At 61.5% G+C, this 18675-nt stretch carries 13 protein-coding genes and 2 pseudogenes; 10 read left to right on the forward strand and 5 right to left on the reverse strand.

All coding sequences use genetic code 11. The features are described from left to right. Nucleotides 1-428: 428 nt before the first annotated feature. Both NCS00_RS29930 and NCS00_RS29935 read right to left on the reverse strand, forming a co-directional pair. A pseudogene (locus NCS00_RS29930) lies at nt 429-1706 on the reverse strand (site-specific integrase); the annotation flags it as partial. Nucleotides 1707-2012: 306 nt separating this feature from the next. Next, nucleotides 2013-3578, reverse strand: coding sequence for a methyl-accepting chemotaxis protein (locus tag NCS00_RS29935; protein WP_250441841.1), 1566 nt, complete (start codon nt 3576-3578; stop codon nt 2013-2015). A gap of 514 nt (nt 3579-4092) precedes the next feature. Between NCS00_RS29935 and NCS00_RS29940 the strand changes: the two genes are divergently transcribed. From NCS00_RS29940 to NCS00_RS29975, 8 genes are all read left to right on the forward strand, one after another. Next, nucleotides 4093-4815 (forward strand): c-type cytochrome, encoded by a 723-nt coding sequence (locus NCS00_RS29940; protein ID WP_502801614.1) that lies wholly within the window; start codon nt 4093-4095, stop codon nt 4813-4815. A 12-nt stretch (nt 4816-4827) separates the two neighbouring features. Beyond that, complete coding sequence (locus NCS00_RS29945) at nt 4828-6096, forward strand: c-type cytochrome (RefSeq protein ID WP_250441842.1); 1269 nt, start codon at nt 4828-4830, stop codon at nt 6094-6096. Nucleotides 6097-6110: 14 nt separating this feature from the next. Beyond that, a complete protein-coding gene (locus NCS00_RS29950) occupies nt 6111-6269 on the forward strand; it encodes a cytochrome c oxidase subunit 2A (protein WP_250441843.1) in 159 nt (52 codons plus the stop codon). 4 nt (nt 6270-6273) lie between these two features. Continuing rightward, nucleotides 6274-6840: a cupredoxin domain-containing protein gene (locus NCS00_RS29955; RefSeq protein WP_250441844.1), complete on the forward strand. Its 567-nt coding sequence runs from the start codon at nt 6274-6276 to the stop codon at nt 6838-6840. Continuing rightward, a complete protein-coding gene (locus NCS00_RS29960) occupies nt 6830-8455 on the forward strand; it encodes a b(o/a)3-type cytochrome-c oxidase subunit 1 (protein WP_250441845.1) in 1626 nt (541 codons plus the stop codon). The genes NCS00_RS29955 and NCS00_RS29960 overlap by 11 nt, the downstream gene beginning before the upstream one ends. Next, nucleotides 8452-9255: a c-type cytochrome gene (locus tag NCS00_RS29965; protein WP_250441846.1), complete on the forward strand. Its 804-nt coding sequence runs from the start codon at nt 8452-8454 to the stop codon at nt 9253-9255. The genes NCS00_RS29960 and NCS00_RS29965 overlap by 4 nt, the downstream gene beginning before the upstream one ends. Before the next feature lie 199 nt (nt 9256-9454). Continuing rightward, nucleotides 9455-9955, forward strand: coding sequence for a DUF6013 family protein (locus tag NCS00_RS29970; protein WP_250441847.1), 501 nt, complete (start codon nt 9455-9457; stop codon nt 9953-9955). A gap of 418 nt (nt 9956-10373) precedes the next feature. Further along, nucleotides 10374-11297, forward strand: coding sequence for a hypothetical protein (locus NCS00_RS29975; protein ID WP_250441848.1), 924 nt, complete (start codon nt 10374-10376; stop codon nt 11295-11297). 282 nt (nt 11298-11579) lie between these two features. On the opposite strand, the pseudogene NCS00_RS33750 reads toward NCS00_RS29975, so the two are convergent. Further along, nucleotides 11580-11714, reverse strand: a pseudogene (locus tag NCS00_RS33750) (IS110 family RNA-guided transposase); the annotation flags it as partial. Between the two features lie 95 nt (nt 11715-11809). Continuing rightward, complete coding sequence (locus tag NCS00_RS29980) at nt 11810-14260, reverse strand: bifunctional diguanylate cyclase/phosphodiesterase (RefSeq protein WP_250441849.1); 2451 nt, start codon at nt 14258-14260, stop codon at nt 11810-11812. Between the two features lie 417 nt (nt 14261-14677). Between NCS00_RS29980 and NCS00_RS29985 the strand changes: the two genes are divergently transcribed. Then, complete coding sequence (locus tag NCS00_RS29985) at nt 14678-16252, forward strand: methyl-accepting chemotaxis protein (protein ID WP_250441850.1); 1575 nt, start codon at nt 14678-14680, stop codon at nt 16250-16252. 255 nt (nt 16253-16507) lie between these two features. Here NCS00_RS29985 and NCS00_RS33590 read toward each other — a convergent pair whose 3' ends face one another. Beyond that, on the reverse strand, nt 16508-16849 hold the full coding sequence (locus tag NCS00_RS33590; RefSeq protein WP_350029744.1) for a chemotaxis protein CheB: 342 nt from the start codon (nt 16847-16849) through the stop codon (nt 16508-16510). A gap of 283 nt (nt 16850-17132) precedes the next feature. On the opposite strand from NCS00_RS33590, the gene NCS00_RS29990 reads away from it, so the two are divergent. Next, nucleotides 17133-17768, forward strand: coding sequence for a CBS domain-containing protein (locus NCS00_RS29990; protein ID WP_250441851.1), 636 nt, complete (start codon nt 17133-17135; stop codon nt 17766-17768). Nucleotides 17769-18675 lie beyond the last annotated feature (907 nt).

The raw sequence follows: 18675 nt of genomic DNA on the forward strand, positions 1-18675 counted from the left end.
GCAGACGTCGCGATTGTGATTTGTGTCGGCTCGCTTGTCGCTCGAGTGGCATTCGTTGCACGCTATGTTTCCGACTACGATGACCTTTTGCAAGCCTGGATGTACGAGACCTCGCATTCGACGCTCCGACCGGATTGCTTGGATCATTGCTTATCTTAGCCTGACGTCTGACAAGAAAGTATGCTCATCGCCTTTCGGTAATTGTCGCACTCCTTGCCGGTACGGCCATCTTAGCAGAGCAGCGGCTCCGACCAGCTGTCCGACTCGCCAGCGCTGCAGGTGGATCGCCGGCCGGAAGCGACGACGCGTTTTCTGGTAGACAGCAAGCCTCTGATTTTGAACATTATTAATTTAGTGCCGGAAGGCAAGGCCTTCTCGTAGATAGAGCGCCTTAACCCGGAAATTACACCGAAATCAAAGCCACCCCTTCCTTTGCCTGTCAGATGCAGCCAGTCATCACCGTGAGCATCGCGCTGGACGCCGCCGAGGTTTGTGCCAACCAGTTCCCCGGCACGGAGTCCTGTTGCATACGCGAAGTCGAGCAGGAAGCGCAGGCGCTGGGCCGCTGGCGCCTCCCAGCCATACGACCATTCCAGACCATCGGCCACCGCGCGAACCAGCAGCCACTCGCCTTCGGAGAAACCGCGGGACGCATCGAGCGCTGTGGCGCGCGCACCGCCACGCACCCTGATGCCGGCAAACGGGTTCGCTAGCAGATAACGTTGCTCGATCAACCACCTGAACAGTGCGCCGAGCACCGACAGCGCGTACGCAACCGAGCGCGCCGACAGGCCGCGTGCGAAAGGCCGCCATTCGGCAGAAGTGCGCGGCCGGGGCGGACCGACCCAGCGACCGTGTGGTGTCGGCCGGCGCAGGAAGGCGCGGTAGGCGACCGCATCGTCCGTGGTGAGCGACGAGAGCGCCCGTTCGCGCTCGACAACGGCCCAAAGGATCAGGCGTTCCGCCTCCTTGCGATAGGTACGTTGCGTGGCCGGTGCTTCGTGCAGCGACAACCAGGCCTGAACGGCTTCGTAGTCGTTCGTGGCATCGAGCGTGCATGTCGCTTGCGGTGCGCGAAAGGTGCCCTGCGAGCCGTTGACTTCTTCTGGCAGCCGTAGCGATTCCCAAGGGACGACGATTGCCGGTTGTGTCATGGCGACCAGTTGGCGGGCGCGCTCCGTCAGGTGCGGGCAGGCGGCGAAGAAAGCTTCGATCCGCCGGGCGCTGGCGGACCCCAGACCGGGAACCACAACCCACCAGCGTCGCCGGCGCGGAATGCGTACCGTCAGGTCCGCCAGTGTATTGATGCCCCGTGCGCGCAAGGCGCTGACCGCGCGTGACGTAAACCACAGGCCGACGTCGTCACTGATGTGCGGCTCGGGCACGGGCTGTGACCGCAGGAACTCGATCGTCTGGCCGACAGCGCTCGCCCGCTTTAACCGCTCACCAACGGGATGCTGGAACAGGACCGCCAGATCGTCGCGCTGGCGACTGTGCGCAAAGGCGGCAAGCTGACGCCGGATTCGACCAAGGATGCCGCGCGCGGACTGGCCGTCGGCTCTGGTGGAGGACAGGTAGCGGGCGACAGCCGCGCGGGCTGTCAGGCCTGCGTACCAAGCCCGCAGCGCGGCGAGCGACGCAGCATCGGGGAAGTGCGGCGAGGCAGGTGCAGCGAGCGCAGGCGCCGGAGACTGACGCGTTTTCATGCCTTCCAGTTTAGACACGAAATCAAGCGATTACGATAAGAAAACTTATCGCAACGCCCCGCCAAGAAGCACGTCTGTAACCGGAGCCATGCTTCGGCAGGTCTCGATCCTCGAACAGCGGCTGTCCGGCGGGCGGACGCCATTAACTCATGACGGCCCACTCTTGCAAGAAGACTTTCCCACTCCGGTCACGCAGCGAACGTCGAGTTTCGAATGGAATGCCAGTCAACGGCCATTCGCGACCTCACCCGATCGGCTACAAGAGCCGCTCGGGGATCGCGTAGATCTGATATTAGCGAGTAGTTGCTACGCAGCGCGGGCGCGGAGAGTAGCCGAATCGCCCACGTCGAACGCGGCGACTTGTCGGACTAGGTGAGTCGCCTGTTCTCGAAGTGCAGAGGCCGCCGCGGCAGCCTGCTCGACCAGAGCCGCGTTTTGCTGCGTCACCTCGTCCATTTGCGCGATCGCCTGATTCACCTGCTCAATGCCTTGATGCTGTTCGTCGGATGCCGAGGCGATTTCACCCATGAGATCCGTCAGATGGCGCACCGAGGAGACGACTTCGCTGATTGTGCGGCCGGACTCGTCGACCTGCGCCTGACCGGCTTCGACGCTCGCCACTGACTCATCGATCAGTTCCTTGATCTCCTTAGCGGCAGCCGCGGACCGTTGTGCCAAGGCTCGCACTTCGCTCGCCACGACAGCGAAGCCCTTTCCTTGCTCGCCAGCCCGCGCGGCCTCAACCGCTGCATTGAGCGCAAGAATGTTCGTCTGGAACGCGATGCCGTCGATCGTGCCGATGATGTCGGCAACCTTCGCTGACCGGTTTGAGATCTGGTGCATCGTTTGTACGACACGCTCGACCACCCGGCCACTGTGCGCCGCGACTTCGGAGGCTCTTTGTGCAAGCAGAGTCCCCTCTTTCGCGCTGTCGGCATTCCGGCGCACCGTGGCGGTCAGCTCTTCCATGCTCGAAGCCGTTTCCTCAAGCGCCGCAGCCTGTTCTTCCGTTCGCGAGCTAAGATCGACGTTGCCGGTCGCAATCTCATTGGAAGCCATCGCAATCTCGTCCGATCCTTTCCGAACGTCGGTGACGACTTTGCGCAGACTGTCGTTCATTTCACGCAAAGCAGCGAGCAGCTGCCCCGTTTCGTCTTCACGCGTGACAGCGATGTCACGCGTGAGATCTCCCTTTGCAACTGTAGCGGCGATCTCTACCGCATCGGCAATCGGAGCAGTGATGCTCCTTGTGATGACCCAGCCTGCGCCAATGCTCATCAGGAGAGCCGCTGCGCCCAGGCCGATCAGGAGGATGCGACTTTCGCTGGCGATCTCGCCGATCGAGGCCGTCGCCTGGCGCGTCGCGGTCACCTGAAACTGGTTGATGTCGTCGAGCGTAGCCGTATAGCCCTTATAGATAGGAAACAAGTCATTGTTCAGGCGCTGAATCGCGTCGACGCGCTTTCCTTGTGTCTGCAACTGCAAAACGTTGGCGATTTCGCGGTCATAGTCCGCGCTGTACTTCAGAAGCTGCTCGCGCACATCGGGACGTGCGAGCGTCGACGAAAGTCGTTGCATCGTTTCGCGCGTGATACCGCGCGCCGAGCTGATCCGTGCAAGGGAAGCTTTCGTCACTTCGGGGTCGTCGTTTAGAAGCAAATTCCGCACAGCGACTGCCATGGAGTCCAACTGCTGTCTGATTAAATTCGCATTCAAAAGGCGGGGCAGATTGGCTTGCTCAACACTTGCCGCTTGTTCGTTAAGACGTCCAAGCATCGCGATACCGACACCGATCGTGATCGCCGCAAGCAAAAGGACGACCGCAAACCCCGCTGTCATTCGGGTCCTGATTCTAAGATTCGTGAACTGCATGTATTTTCCGAGCTTTTAGACAAAAAGAGGGGGCGAGGAGGATGAACGAGCGAACTCCTCGTGAGTTCGTTCGAAAACCCGGCGCGCTGGCGTTTTTAACGGCGCTCGTAGCGGAAACTGGAGTCTCGCAGTGTTTGTGCCGAGTGCGGCAAATTGCCCACCTTAATGTACGGACCTGCTCAGTCGAGAAAATGCGTCGATACAGGGAAGAAAATTACTTTGTCTAGTTTCCGGAGCCAGTAGGTGCGCTGCTTGTCGCACCGTCGAAGGCAGGGCGAACAGCCGAACGATGAAGTGCTAGTTTGGGAGCAACGGAAAAGCCGGTCGCGTCGCATTTGCATCCGTTGTTGAGAAGTGGGTCTGCTAATTGCTGCAACGCGCTCACGTTGATTTGCCAAAAAAGCAATTAAAACCCAGCGGACTGTTCGACTATTAAGGATTAATAGCGGCGGTAGTTATAATTTGTTCAGCTAGTGCCTTCGGCGGAGTAGCAATGAAGAATAACAGGCTGGAGATGATAAGGGTCATACAAGGTCGGTTGCTTTTCGTCGTCGCTGTGTTTGCGGCGACCGTTCTGCTCAGTGAAAGAGTCGAAGCCGCGCCCATCGAACGCGCGCCCGACACGATGCAGGCCCGCGTCATGGGATGCGCCACCTGCCACGGCGCGCACGGCGAGGGCACGGACAACGACTACTTCCCGCGTCTTTCCGGCAAGCCCGCAGGCTATCTCTACAACCAGTTGCTCGCATTTCGCGACGGGCGCCGCAAGTACCCGCCGATGAACTACCTGCTCGCGTATCTGCCCGATGCGTATCTGAAGCAGATCGCCGATTACTTCGCCGCCGAGCGTCCGCCGTTCCCGCCGCCCGCGCCCGTCACCGTCGACGCCAAAACGCTCGACCTCGGCAAGACGCTCGTGATGAAGGGCGATCCCTCGCGCAAGGTGCCGGCGTGCGTGAGTTGCCACGGCGCGTCGATGACCGGCATGGAGCCCGCGATTCCCGGCCTGCTCGGCCTGCACGCGGACTACATCAGCGCGCAACTGGGCGCATGGCGCTACGGCACGCGCACGACCTTCGCGCCTGACTGCATGCGTCAGGTCTCGCAGCTTCTGAGCGAACGCGACATCACCGCGATCTCCGCCTATCTCGCCTCGCTGCCTGCGCCGGCCAATCCGGCGCCGGTCGCGGCCGGTTCATTGAAGATGCCGCTGGCGTGCGGCAGCGTTACCAACTGAAGAGGACCCGACGTGCTTCGTTTCCGACAACTTGGGGCGCTTGCCGTGACGGTCCTGATCGCAGCCCTGGCCGGACATGTGCAGAACGCGGCGGCGCAGGCGAAGACTTTCGATGCCGCGACCGTCAAGCGCGGCGAGTACCTGGCGCGCGCGGGCGATTGCATCGCATGCCACACGCTGCCAGCGGGCAAGATCTTCGGCGGCGGCCGCCCGATGGAAACGCCGTTCGGCACGCTCTTCACGCCGAACATCTCGTCGGACAAGGAGACGGGACTCGGCCAATGGACCGCCGACGAGTTCTACAACATGATGCACACGGGCCGCTCGCGCGACGGCTCGCTGCTGTATCCGGCGATGCCGTTCACTTCCTATACCAAGGTCACGCGCGCCGACTCCGACGCCATCTATGCGTTTCTGATGTCGACGCCGCCCGTGCATCAGCCGAACCGTCAGCATGAACTGCGCTTCCCGTTCAACCGGCGCGAACTGCTGCTCGGCTGGCGGTCGCTGTTCTTCAAGCAGGGCGAGTATCAGCCGGACCCGAAGCAGTCCGTCGAATGGAATCGCGGCGCGTATCTCGTCGAAGGACTCGGGCATTGCTCGATGTGCCATACCGCGATCAACGCGCTCGGCGGCAATGTGTCGTCGAAAGCGTTCGAGGGCGGGCTGATCCCGATCCAGAACTGGTATGCGCCTTCGCTCACGTCGAACCGCGAGGCGGGGCTGGGCGACTGGAGCATCGAGGATATCGTCGGGCTGCTGCATGCGGGCGTGAGCAATCGCGGCGCGGTGTACGGACCGATGGCCGAGGTCGTCTATGACAGCCTGCAATATCTGAGCGAAGAAGACGTGCGCGCGATGGCCGTCTATCTGAAAGCGCTGCCCGCGCGCGCCGGCGACAAGTCCGAGCCGCCGACTCAGGCCGCCACCGAGCAGCGCACGAGCCTCTCGCCGCTCGGCAAAAAAATCTACGACGCGCAATGCGCCGAATGCCACGCCGCGCAGGGACAGGGCAAGCCGCCGGACTTTCCGCCGCTCGCGAACAATCAGTCCATCGTGATGAGTTCCGCGGTGAACCCGATTCGCATGGTGCTGAACGGCGGCTATCCGCCCGGCACGTTCAAGAACCCGAAGCCGTATGGCATGCCGCCGTTCGCGCAGTCGCTGTCGGATGTGGAGGTCGCGGCGGTCGTCACGTATATCCGCACGGCGTGGGGCAATCGCGGCGCGCCGGTATCGGTGAAGGAAGTGAACGAGTTGCGCTCCGCACCACTTTATTGAGCATCGACGACACCATGAACGAAGATCAAAGCGAAGACGCGAAGCTCGACGAAATCGTGAGAAGCGGCCCCGCCGGCGCGCTCGCGGTCGCGGGCGTCGCGACGGCCATCGTCATCGGAAGCTGGTTCGTCTTTTACTTCGCCGTGTTCCTGCCGCGCGGCGTCATTCAGTGAACCCATGGCCATTCATCCGCATTCACACGAAGTCGCCGAACGCGTCGAGAAACGCTGGGCGATGCTCGTCATCGCGATCGTCGTCGTGCTCGTCGCGATGGTCGTCTACACCGGCCTGCACTGGGCGATGATGCCGCCTTCGCGCGTCGAGACCGTGCGGCCCGAAACGCTGCACGTGTCGGGCGAATTCATCGAAAGCAATCTCGGCACCGCGCCCGAAAGCGACGGCTCGGTGACGGTGCGCGTCGTGGCGCAGCAGTACTCGTTCACGCCGCAGTGCATCCTCGTGCCCGCCGGCGTGCCGGTCACGTTCCGCGCGACGAGCTCGGATGTCGTGCACGGCTTTCTCATCACGAAGACGAACATCAATTCGATGCTCGAGCCGGGTTATGTCTCGACCTTCAAGACCACGTTCGACGAACCCGGCGACCATCTGATGCCGTGCCACGAGTTCTGCGGCGTCGGGCATCACGGCATGTGGGCGCATGTGAAGGTGATCGATCGCAACGAGTTCATGCAGATGGCCGGGCAGTTGCCGGCCGATTCGCGGAGACTGTCCTGTGTTAAATAGCAAGCGCCTCATCCTCGCGCACTTCTGGCTGGCGTTCATCGCGTTCGGCGTCGCGCTCGTGCTCGGCGCGTGGCAGATGTTCGCGCGCAGCCCGCTTTTCGCGGGGCTGCAGAATCCCGAGATCTACTATCGCTCGGTGACGGCTCACGGCTCCGCGATGGGCTACGTGTTCCCGACGCTCATCGCGATGGGCTTCGGCTATGCGGTCACGGAGCTTTCGCTCAAGCGCACGCTCGTGGGCCTGCGCTGGGCGTGGGCCGGCTTCTGGCTCGTCGCGGTCGGCTCGGTGATGGCGATGATTCCGGTCGCGATGGGCCTAGCCTCCGTGCTCTACACGTTCTATCCGCCGATGATCGGCAGCGCGTTCTACTACCTCGGCGTGGTGCTCGTCGTGGTCGGCTCGTGGATCTGGGTCGCGCTGATGTCGGTGAATCTGCACGCTTGGAAGCGCGACAATCGCGGCACGACCGTGCCGTTGCCGATGTTCGCCACGGTCGCGGGCGCGTACCTGTGGGGCTGGACGGCGGTAGGCGCGGCCATCGAAGTGCTGTTCATGATCCTGCCGGTGGCGCTCGGCTGGAAGTCGACGATCGACGCCGGCCTCGCGCGCGTCTTCTTCTCGTGGACGCTGCATGCCATCGTCTATTTCTGGCTGATGCCCGCGTATATCGCGTATTACACGATCATTCCGCGCGCCATCGGCGGACGCCTCTATAGCGATGCGATGGCGCGCATCTCGTTCATCCTGTTCCTCGTGGTGTCGATGCCCATCGGCATTCACCACCTGTTCGCCGACCCGCAAGTGGGCTCGGGCTTCAAGTTCATGCATTCGGTGTTCACCGCGCTCGTCGCCGTGCCGACGCTTCTGACCGTGTTCACCATCTGCGCATCGGTAGAGATCGCGGCGCGGCTGCGTGGCGGCAAGGGCGCGTTCGGCTGGGTCAGGGCGCTGCCGTGGAGCAACCCGATGATGCTGGCCGTCGCGTTCTCGTTCGTGATGCTCGGCTTCGGCGGGGCGGGCGGTCTCATCAACATGAGTTATCAGCTCGATTCGACCGTGCACAACACCCAATGGGTCACGGGGCACTTCCATCTGATTTTCGCGGGCGCGATCGTCATCATGTACTTCGCAATCGCCTATGACCTGTGGCCGCATCTCACCGGCCGCGCGCTGCAGAGCATCAGGCTCATGCGCTGGCAACTGTGGCTGTGGTTCATCGGCATGATCGTGCTGACGTTCCCGTGGCACTACACGGGCATTCTCGGCATGCCTCGCCGCATGGCGTTCTATGACTACGGCGACCCGCAGATCGCGCATCAGGCGGCGTCGGTCATCATGTCGGTGGTCGGCGGTTTCATTCTTGTCGTGTCGGCGGTGCTGTTCTTCGTCGTGCTGATACGCGGGCACCGGGCGCCGCGAGTGAGCGTCGAGCAATATACGTTCAGCCGTGCGGTGCACGAGCCGCGCACGATTCCGGTCGCGCTCAACAGCTTCGCGCTGTGGCTCGCGCTGATGATCGGCCTCACGCTCGTGAACTACGGCTATCCGATTGCGCAGCTTCTCGCGCGCTCCGATACCTCCGTGCCCGCCGTTCCCATCGGAGCGCAGCGATGAGCGACGAGCGCCTCTTCACCTTCCGCAATCGCTGGTTCGCGGCCAGCGTCCTGGGCACCATCGGCATCGCGGCGGTATCGGCGGTGATCGGCTTCGTCTGGCTGCCGTCCGCTCAAAGCGATGCGTCGTTCACCGGCATCTGGAACGCAATCTGCAGCGCAGCGGGCGTGCCGCGCAACTGGTATTCGGGCGAAACGAACGTCGAGCCGAAACGCAAGCTCACTGGCGTCGAAGTGACGCCGCAACTGCTCGTCAGCGCGAGCGCGAATTCCATCGGCCGCGGTGCGACGCTCGCCTTGCGATGCACGATGTGTCACGGCGAACGCGGCATGAGCGAGGCCAACTCGCCGAATCTCGCGGGGCAGTATGCGTCGGTCATCTACAAGCAGTTGATCGACTTCCAGACGGGCGCGCGCAACAACGCGGTCATGTCGCCGATGGCCGTCAATCTGAGCGATCAGGACATGCGCGATCTCGCCGTCTACTATGCGAGCCTGCCGAGGCCGCCCGCGCAGCGCAAGGTAAGCGATGCGCTCGCGCCGGCGATCGTTTCGCACGGCGCGCCGATGCGCAACATCGCGCCGTGCGCGGCCTGTCACGGCGGTATCGACAACAAGGCGGGCAGCCCGTGGATCGATGGCCTGCCGGCGGCTTACACCAAGTCGCAACTGATCGCCTTCGCCAACGGCACGCGCACCAACGACATCAACGAAGTTATGCGCAACGTCGCGCGCAACATGACGCCGGAAGAAATCGACGCGGCAGCGGCTTATTATGCGAAGGGCCTCGCTTTGAAGTGACTGAAGAAATGCGGGCCTTTATTCCGATGCTCAAACGAAAACTCTTCCCGTTTCTCCGCTTGAGCCAAGCGCGAGTCCAATTTAATCGACGGAGCAGTGTATGGTCATGTCAGTTCCGTGCACTATAAGAGCCGGTACTCGTAAGACTTCTTGGCCCGCCTACGGGGCGGTGTTGCTTAGCCTTGTTATGCTAGGCGGTATGGGTCTTCAGCGCGCCTATGCCGCGCCTGGCATCCAGGCGAGTGCCGAAGCACAAAACGATGGGCCGATAAGATACACCATTACGATGGACTCGAAGGTGTTCGGACACGAACGCGCAACGCGTACGATTCGCTCTGGCCAATCAGACGACTTCACGTGGCAGGACGTGGCCCCGAGCGTTTCCCAGCCAGTCCCGGATGCCTGCCCAGGCGCGTCCAATATTCCGCGAAGCGGCGACGGCTCGCCAGTCCGGCAGATCCAGGTTCGTCTGACGCCAGTCGTTGAGCCCGACGGTAAGGCCACCATCCAAATCATCTTTCAGGGCTATGCGCCGCGAGGAACCGACGCCGTCGCGGTCGCGGGCAAGACCTTCCAGTGCCCAACGGGCGCGTCGCATAACGAGCTCATGAGATTTTCCATGTGGACTGCCACTGGAGCCAAGAAAACCATAACGCTCGGTGATGGATCGAGATTGACGATCTCAGTGAGCAGGAAATAGTTGGGAAAATGGAACGACAAGACAGTCTGCACTCAAGGTGGTGAGGACTGTGCACTCGCCGAGGTGTTTGCTCGCCAGCTGCGCGTCGGCAACACCGCCAGCGACTGGCTGTGCACTTCGTCAAGAGACGCCCATAATCCTAAGAGTGGAGCGGCCGAGTCGGGGCGGCTCCTGCGGACCCCTCCGACGGCAATCGGCCAGTGCGAGACAGTCAGCGATGCCCCGAAGTTGACGCTCCAACGGCCGTTGGTCTTGAATAACGAACGCTGTTAGCTGCCCTCCGGGCAGTCAGCAACGCAGGATGGCACTTGCATTGCTCCGCATGATCTGGTGAAGCTGCCTAGCTGCACCGCCGCGTCAGGCGGTCTCGCTCAAATCGCTGTATTTGGGGACGGGCAAAGTTGGGAGGGCCAGCGCGATGCAAGCTGATAACGTTGCGGAAACCGGATTTGACATCGGTTGGGATTTCGCCCGCTTTGGTCGTGTCTTGGGCTGCGGATCTTGCGAGCACAGTGTACTGGCTGGTTACCGCGCGGGACGCCAGCATTTTCGCGTTCCGCAGCATGTCCCCGATCGCTTCGTGTCCAAATGGTTGCAGCTTCGGCTGAACGCCTTTCGACGCCGCCGAATTCTCGACGTGGAAGTAAATCCTGCCTACCTAAGAAAGATCGACTGCGAGAGGTGTCCGATCACATTGATCGACATGACACATTCTGCTTTAGTCGAAAGCGACTGGTCGGTCGATCGGATCAACAATGACGGCGCCTATGCACCCGGCAACCTTATGGTGATGTGCGTCAAAGCGAATCGAGCCAAGGGAGCCAAGAGTCTTGGGCAGGTCATCGAGCTGGCGTCGGGAAGCGCGCAGGGCGCAGTGTTCGGTCTTTCGAAACGCGAGTGGGCACGACTTGCCTGCGTGATGGTCGGCGCAGCGAACTGGACCGGGGTTAGTCCACCTCTTTCTCCGCTTCTTACCCGGCTCCCAGAGGACTCGCGAGCGCCGCTGTACTTTGTCTTTCAGCAGACGCTCCTGCTTTCGGCGCGACTAGCGACGGAGCGCAATCGGGTCATGAAGGCGCTCTATCGCTTGCACCCCTCGAGCGAGCGGTCCGCTATTTTGAGATGCGCAGTGGAAAAGCTGGCAGTGGACTTGAAGTATGCCGCTTACCCCTACGACGCCTTGGCTGGCGAACGTGTACAGCGTCCGATGAGAAGCTGGTTTACGACCGTGCCCGCAACCAGCACTCCCGGATTGCTTCAAGTGTGTTCCCAGTACTGCGCCGGGCGTTGCGAACCTGCGCCTCCGGTTGGATGGGCGCTAGAAACAAGCGGTCGCTTTTAGAGCATCCCCGGACCTGCCAGCGCCCCGTCAGTGAACAAGGCCCCATGGCGATCTTCGCACGGTGTTCGGCGGGCGACCGAGTCACTGCGTCTTGCATAGCGGGCGTGCGGCGTTCGGCGCTGCGGGCTACGCCCCTCGCAACGAAGGCTGCACAGAAGGTGTAATCTCGTTCTTTGCCTATCCGCCCGAGTTGCGAAAAATCATCTATACGACGGATGAAACGACCAGCCCGATAACCATATATTATTTGCGTTTCACCGGGGCCTTGCGGGCGGACGCCGTCAGCACATGGTCATCCGGACTCAGTTGAGTTGCAACTTGCTTATGCTCGTCGCGTCTTAATCCAACGCGACCGCCGGATCTCAGTGTTCCATTCTCGAGATACGCGACTTCCGCCACCGATCTCGATACATCCATTCGAGGGGAGCGCGAAACCAGCTTGCAGCGCCTGTGACGTTTGATCGCGTCACCGTGCACCTCGTATTGTGGCTCGCGCAGGATCGCTTCATTGCTTAATGAGCTGTCTGCCGTTCGTCGCATCTGTCGTCGATCCTTGAGCGTCCAACACTATCGCCCTCCATGCTCGCACCTGAGGCGTCGCTCACCAGCACAGCCCGAAGTTGAGCGGCCGGCACCGGACGACTAACAAAATAGCCTTGAATTGCGCTGCAGCCTTCCGACACGGCAAAGCCGAATTGTTCGGCCGTCTCCACGCCTTCCATCGTTGTCGAAAGCCCGAGACATGCGCTCATCGTGATGATCGCCCGCACGATCGCGACGCTTTCCGCATCGTGAGGAATGTTGCGAACGAATGACCGGTCGATCTTAAGCTTGTCGAATGGGAATTTGCGAATGTAGCTCAGCGACGAGTAGCCCGTGCCGAAGTCGTCCATCGAGATTCTCACATGCATGGCACGCAGATGACTCAGCGTATGAAGGGTCCGCGCCTCGTCCATAAGCAAGACGCCTTCGGTGATTTCCAGCTCCAGTCGCTGGGGCGCGAGCCCGGCCTCTTGGAGCGCCGATCCCACATTGGACGCGAGCGCCTTGTCGCGAAACTGCACCGGCGACAGATTGACAGCCACACCGATGTGCGCAGGCCACGTTGCCGCTTCCAGACATGCCGTCCGCAGGACCCAGTTGCCCAAGGGAACGATGAGGCCCGTCTCTTCGGCGATCTCGATGAACTCAGCCGGAGAAATGAGCCCGCGCTCAGGATGCCGCCAACGTACCAGCGCTTCGGCGGAAGCCATGCGCCCGGTCTTGGCATCGACGAGTGGCTGATAGTGAACGTCCAGTTGCCCATCCGCTAGTGCGCGCCGCAATCCGGCTTCCAATGCTTGTCTTTCTTGATTCTTGTCGTTCAATAAGGATTCGTAACGCCGATACGTGCCCTTCCCATCCGCTTTCGCTGCATAGAGCGCGAGATCCGCGTTACGCAGCAGTTCGGCCGGAACGCCGCCGTCTTCCGGATAAAGCGCGAAGCCGACGCTCGCGCCGAGGTGAATAGCCTGACCGTCCACGACGAAGGTCTCGCTATTGCATGCTTCGACGATGCGCACGCATAGCGCGCAGGCCGCTTCCGCATGAGCGCCGTGTTGCATCACCGCGAACTCGTCGCCGCCGAGGCGTGCCACGACGTTTTCGCCATTGACGAGCGCCCGCAAGCGAGCCGCTATCTGCACCAGGACGTTATCACCGGTGGGATGGCCGAACGTATCGTTGACCTGCTTGAAGCGATCCAGATCGACCATGATGACGGCAAATGGCTTGTCCGCATCGGCGGGAAGCGCGGTTTGCAGCGTAAGCAGTTCATAGAAGCTCGCGCGGTTCGGCAGCCCCGTGAGCGAATCGTTGAAGGCGAGCGCGCGCATCTTCGCCTCGGTGCGCAGCCGTTCCCGCTGGTCGCGCACCGCGATGACGGTCTGCAGCTTGTGGCCCAGCGGGACTTCGGAACGGAGAACGCGGACCGGAATGCTCTGCCCGGTCGCGCCGACCAGGTTTGTTTCGCGCTCCTCTTTCTCGGGCAAGCCTGCGAGGTCGATGTGCGGAAGCAGCGCGCTCACATCTCTGCCTGCAAGATCGTCCTGCGCAAAGCCCGACAGGCGCTCGATGCTGCTGTTCGACGTGACGATCACGTTGCTTTGGGTGATGAGCAGCCCTTCCAGTGCGACGTCGGCAAGGTCGCGCAGCCGTCGCCTGTCTTGCCGGATTCGCGCTTTCGCCGCGAGGTCGAATCGCCAGCCGAGCACCGCCAGCATGATCAGCGCGAGAGAGACGCCGGCGACGACGGGCGTAACGGTGCGGGGAAGAACCGCATCCGAGGGAAAGGCGACGTTCGGGTCGTACTGCAAGGTCATCGCCGCCATGCCGCAGAAATGCAGCAGTGCGATTGCGAAGAGCATCAACGGAGCGGCGAACTGGCGGATGCGGCGGTCGCGACTGGCGATCGCCAGCATGGCCACGCCGAACAGCGGCAGGCTCACCGCGATCGAGGACAGGACCAATGCGAGATCCCATGACACCGTGCCCTGCACCAGATAGGCGCTCTGTCCGATGTAGTGAAGCGCCGCCACGCCGGTCCCGATGATCAGCCCCGCCACGAACTGACGCGACCGCCGGGGACCGGCGATCGAAACGGTGACGCCCGCGCCGATGCCGACGATCGCGCAGGCCAGCGACACCGCGGTCAGGACTGGTTCGAAAGCCGCCGGCATGTGCGGCTGAAAAGCGAGCAGGACGATAAAGTGAGTCGCCCACGCCGTGCAGCCGCTCGCGACGATATTCACTATGCCCCAGTGAATCCGCACTTTGCCCGACGCGCGGGCGGCATGTCGCCCGACAGCGAACGAGGCATAGATCCCGATGGCGCATACGAGGCAAGCAAGCAGCAAAAGCGTTGCGTCGTGCGCGTGAAGCATGCAGTCGATAACTCGGAAGCCCGGTGCGTTCTTGTGGTCCATTCGTTGTCCGGTTTTTGTAGCAGGCTCGGCTGCAGCGACTCCGCCTAAATTGCGCTGTCCGCTGTGTTGGCTTGTCGTTATGCAACGCGCGAACATGGCGAATACGTTGAAGCGCCGCACCTCATATATCGGCCGGAACGAGCGCTGCTTAACGGCTGGTGAGTGGTTATCATTGCGTCTCTTTTCGGTGACTACCTTTACGACAAACAATCAGCCCGCTACGACAGCTTGTTCCTGCCGCTTCCGGGACGCGGGCCTGTAAGTAAAAGGCCATCGCCTAAGGTTTTTTTGCGTCTGCTAAACGTTTGCTTGCATTGTCCGAGTTTTGTTCATCTTCAGCCTTTCTGCTAATTGTCGTTTAACAGTCGTCAGCGCCTTTAGCGGCTGTAACCCGGAACCCATAGGAAAACAAGAAGAATGAGAACGAAGCGAATGTCTGTCAGAACGAAATTGGCTATCGGATTTGGATTGCTCACTTGTGCGGTGTTCATGGTCGCTGTGATGTCCATCGAGGCGCTCGCAAGTGCGAATCAGCGCTTTACTGCGTTCGTCTCCGAGATCAACGCGCGCGCGAATCTTGCGGAACAGGTGGGCGCTGCTGTCGACCGGCGCGCGATTGCTGCGCGCAATCTCGTGCTCGTCACGAAGCAAACAGATCGCGATCTAGAGCAAGCCGCCGTCACCGAAGCGCACCTGGACGTGCAGCGCAACCTCACGAAGCTAAAGCAACTGACGGAGACCGGCGCAGATGTCGATGCAGACGCGCGTAACCAAGTCGCCGAGATCAGCCGCGTTGAATCGCTGTACGGGCCGGTTGCACTGGGAATTGTCGACCTTGCGCTGAAGGGCCAGCATGAAGCGGCCATCGCAAAGATGAACGACGAGTGCCGGCCGCTGCTCGCGGCGCTTGTGGAAGCGACACAACGCTTCGCCGAAATGACCGACGCACACGGCGCTCGTCTCCTCGCGGAGTCCGCACAAAGCTATGCACGCTGGCGCATGTGGCTCATTGCGCTATGCGCGGGGGCTGTGGTCGCAGCGGTGGCGGCGGGCCTCGTCATCACGCGCGGCATTCTGCGCGCGCTCGGCGCGGAACCCGGCGAACTGAGCGACGTGGCCGAGCGCGTCGCAAGCGGCGATCTTGCATCCGTCGCGCGTATCGACGCCGCCCGCCAGGGCAGCGTGCTCGCCTCGATGAACGCAATGCAGGCGAACCTCGTGAAGCTGATCGCTAACGTGCGCACGTGCGCGGACAACATTGCGACCGGATCGAGCCAGATCGCGACCGGCAACCTGGACTTGTCGACGCGCACGGAGCAACAAGCGGCTTCGCTGGAGGAAACGGCATCCAGTGTCGAGCAACTGACATCGACCGTCCGTCAGAACGCCGATCACGCGCAGCAAGCCAACACACTTTCCGCGGACGCGTCCGCCGTCGCGCTAAAGGGCAATGCAGTCGTTGCCCGCATGGTCGAGACGATGTCGCAAATCAGCGAGCGCTCAGCGAAGATCGCGGACATCACGGGCATCATCGAAGGCATCGCGTTTCAGACCAACATCCTTGCGTTGAACGCGGCCGTCGAAGCCGCACGCGCTGGTGAAGAGGGACGCGGCTTCGCAGTCGTCGCATCGGAGGTGCGCAGTCTCGCGCAGCGTTCGTCGACTGCGGCAAAGGAGATTAAGGAACTGATCGGCGCTTCAGTTGATCGCGTGGCGGAAGGATCGTCGCTTGCACTCGAAGCCGGCGAAACAATGGCCGATGTCCTCGGCGCGGTCTCGAAGGTCAGCGGCATCATGAGCGAGATCGCGGCGGCTTCGCATGAACAGAGCCGCGGCATCGAGCAACTCAGTCAGGCCATCGCGCAAATGGATCAGGTGACGCAGCAGAACGCGGCGCTGGTCGAGGAATCGGCGGCGGCATCGCAATCGCTCGATGAGCAAGGGCGCCATTTGACGCGGGCCGTCTCGTTCTTCCGGCTTGCATCCGCATGATGCGGCTATGTGGGTTACTGCCTGCGTAACAACGGCGAAGGGCCAGTCAAGAAAGATGGGAAAATGCGTCTATGCAGTGCCCCCAGGATGCACGACGCACTGGGGTTTCCTTTCAGACTCCCACGCGCCTCGCACGGCGAGGTATTGCCTCTAGAGGCTATCCTGTTGGAGACAAAACTGACCGTTCCCGTTCTCAGTCTCCCATTGCCGAAACCGCGAAAATAGCCGCGACATTTCTCACGGGCCCATCAGTTTTTATGTTTGGATGCGTGGTGATGCGCGGCGCGCTGCGCCAGTTCCAGTTTCTGCCGCCAGGATCAATTCCGCCGGTAAGCGACTGCGTCGCCCAATCAGGCTGTCAAGCTCCCCAGGGTATCCCGCTCCTAGGTGTTGGACGACACAGAACGCAGCGGGAATCCCCGCAGGAAAATGAGAGAAGAGTTCCGGCAGCGATTCGACGCCACCCAAGGAGCGACCGACCACGACGCATCCAACGGCCACGACCGGCCCCGAGCCTGCCGATGTAGTCCTGGGACGGGGAGGCCTCGCTGCCAGCCGCCAAGTGGTCGTCTGGCAGCCGCCGCCCGTAGCGGCCACCAACCTGATGATGCCTCTATTCGGTTCCCCGGGGCCGACTCGGGCGAGGCGAAGCGAAACGTTCTGAGGTGAGAAGCACGCGTGCTGCCCGCCCGCCTTGACTTTCTTTGACGCTCATCAATTCAGCGAACGATGCTCAGAGGCAGCATTGATTCGTCTGGCGCTAGAAAACGACGCCCCCAGCGCTTTGCAACGCATTCCAAAAAGGCGGTGGGGCCAGTTCATGTTGCCGGGCGACATCTGCTTGGGCACCAGAGTGTTGTGGATCGGAAGAGAGGTTCAAATGCAAGTCAAGGACGTCATGCATCGCGCCATATGCATCGCTCCGGAGGATCAGTTGGCGACCGCTGTGCGCATGCTGACCGACGAGCGTATTGGTTGCTTACGCGTCTGCGAGGGCGGGAGCGTGGTCGGTATGCTGACAGATCGCGACATCGCGCTGCGCGCGATCGCCACCGCTCGTGGAGTGCACGGCACGACGGTGCGCGAGATCATGAGCGTCGGCGCCGTTTGTTGCTCACAAGACGACTCTCTGGAGGAAGCGGTTCGGTTGATGCGGCGGGTGCATTTGCGCCGGCTGGTCGTGCTCGATCGCCGATCCGCAGTCACTGGCGTCATATCCGCTGGCGATATCAGCGCACTGCGTGTTGTGCACGGTGGAATCGAGCTGATAACTCATGTTGATGGGTTTCGCTCACGGCCGCGACCATTCGAAGTTGTTTTCTACAAGGAAGTACTGGACCATGCCGGCTATCCGCATCGCAGCCAGCTAATGCGTATGTCCGTTGCGCGAAGCACGGGCGACGAAGCGGTCCGCGCCGCGATTCACCAGTTCGAAGAAATCCGCCACGTGAGTCGTTGGGATGCGCTGGCTGACGGGTATGATGTGGAGGATAAGCATTCACCGGGTGACTGCTGATAGGGCCCGGCGTTGGTAGGCCGGAGATTATCCAGTTCCGCGATTGGGCAAACGGCTGTTCGCACAGATAGCCGCCGGCACTCGCATGCCGCAACGACAGAACAGCACAACGCGGAATCCCTTGTGAATCAAGAGCCCCTTGGTCAGGTGACGCGACTTCCAAACCATGTCTACCAGCGTCCCATGATCGAGTGAAGCGGACCTTCGAACGTCACAACGAGCCCCAAGCCCAACGGCTGGTTGTGGCCGGGTTGAGGCGGAGCTGCCCGCAATTCCCTCTTCGGATAGCGGTCATTGAACAACTGAAGATGAGGCCTCGGGCATCCAAATCGGACGACGACCTCGACCGGCGGCTCATGGCGCGAACTGAGGCGTTGGTGCGCTGCCTGCCGCCCAACCCTGACAACTGACCTTCCCTCGTGACACAGTTATTTCGCTCCGGGAAGTCCTTGCCTCACAAGGCTGAGCGGGCGCGGGCATAGGTTCCCACCGCGAGGTGACAAAATTATTGGCGCAAGAGTGACACCTTTAATGCGGTCTACGGTCATGAAGCGCGGCTTTGATCGCAGCCACTTTGTCAGTATCGGTATCCATCGCGCTCGAGGGGCGCAAAACCGAGCTCGACGAAAGGATGACCGCAGAGCTATCCGCCGCGACGGCTTCTGATTGCTGAACGGAGCCTGCGGCGTAGTCTGCGCTAGTGTTCGTCGAACGGCGAACGGCAAATTCACGCGACGTATCTGCCGTGATTGAGGTCTGAATCTTCATGGTGTCGTTTCTCGCTGGCATGTGTCTTCTAACGGTTGCCTGCGTTGAAATCTTTACCATGGGAGCGACCGGGCGGCTGCTTCAAAGCAGTCGGGATCGCCCGAAAGCCTTGACGGGCAAGGACCGCGGGCATTTGCAA

Origin of the sequence: Caballeronia sp. AZ1_KS37, assembly GCF_023631165.1 — a bacterium.
Classification (GTDB): domain Bacteria; phylum Pseudomonadota; class Gammaproteobacteria; order Burkholderiales; family Burkholderiaceae; genus Caballeronia; species Caballeronia zhejiangensis.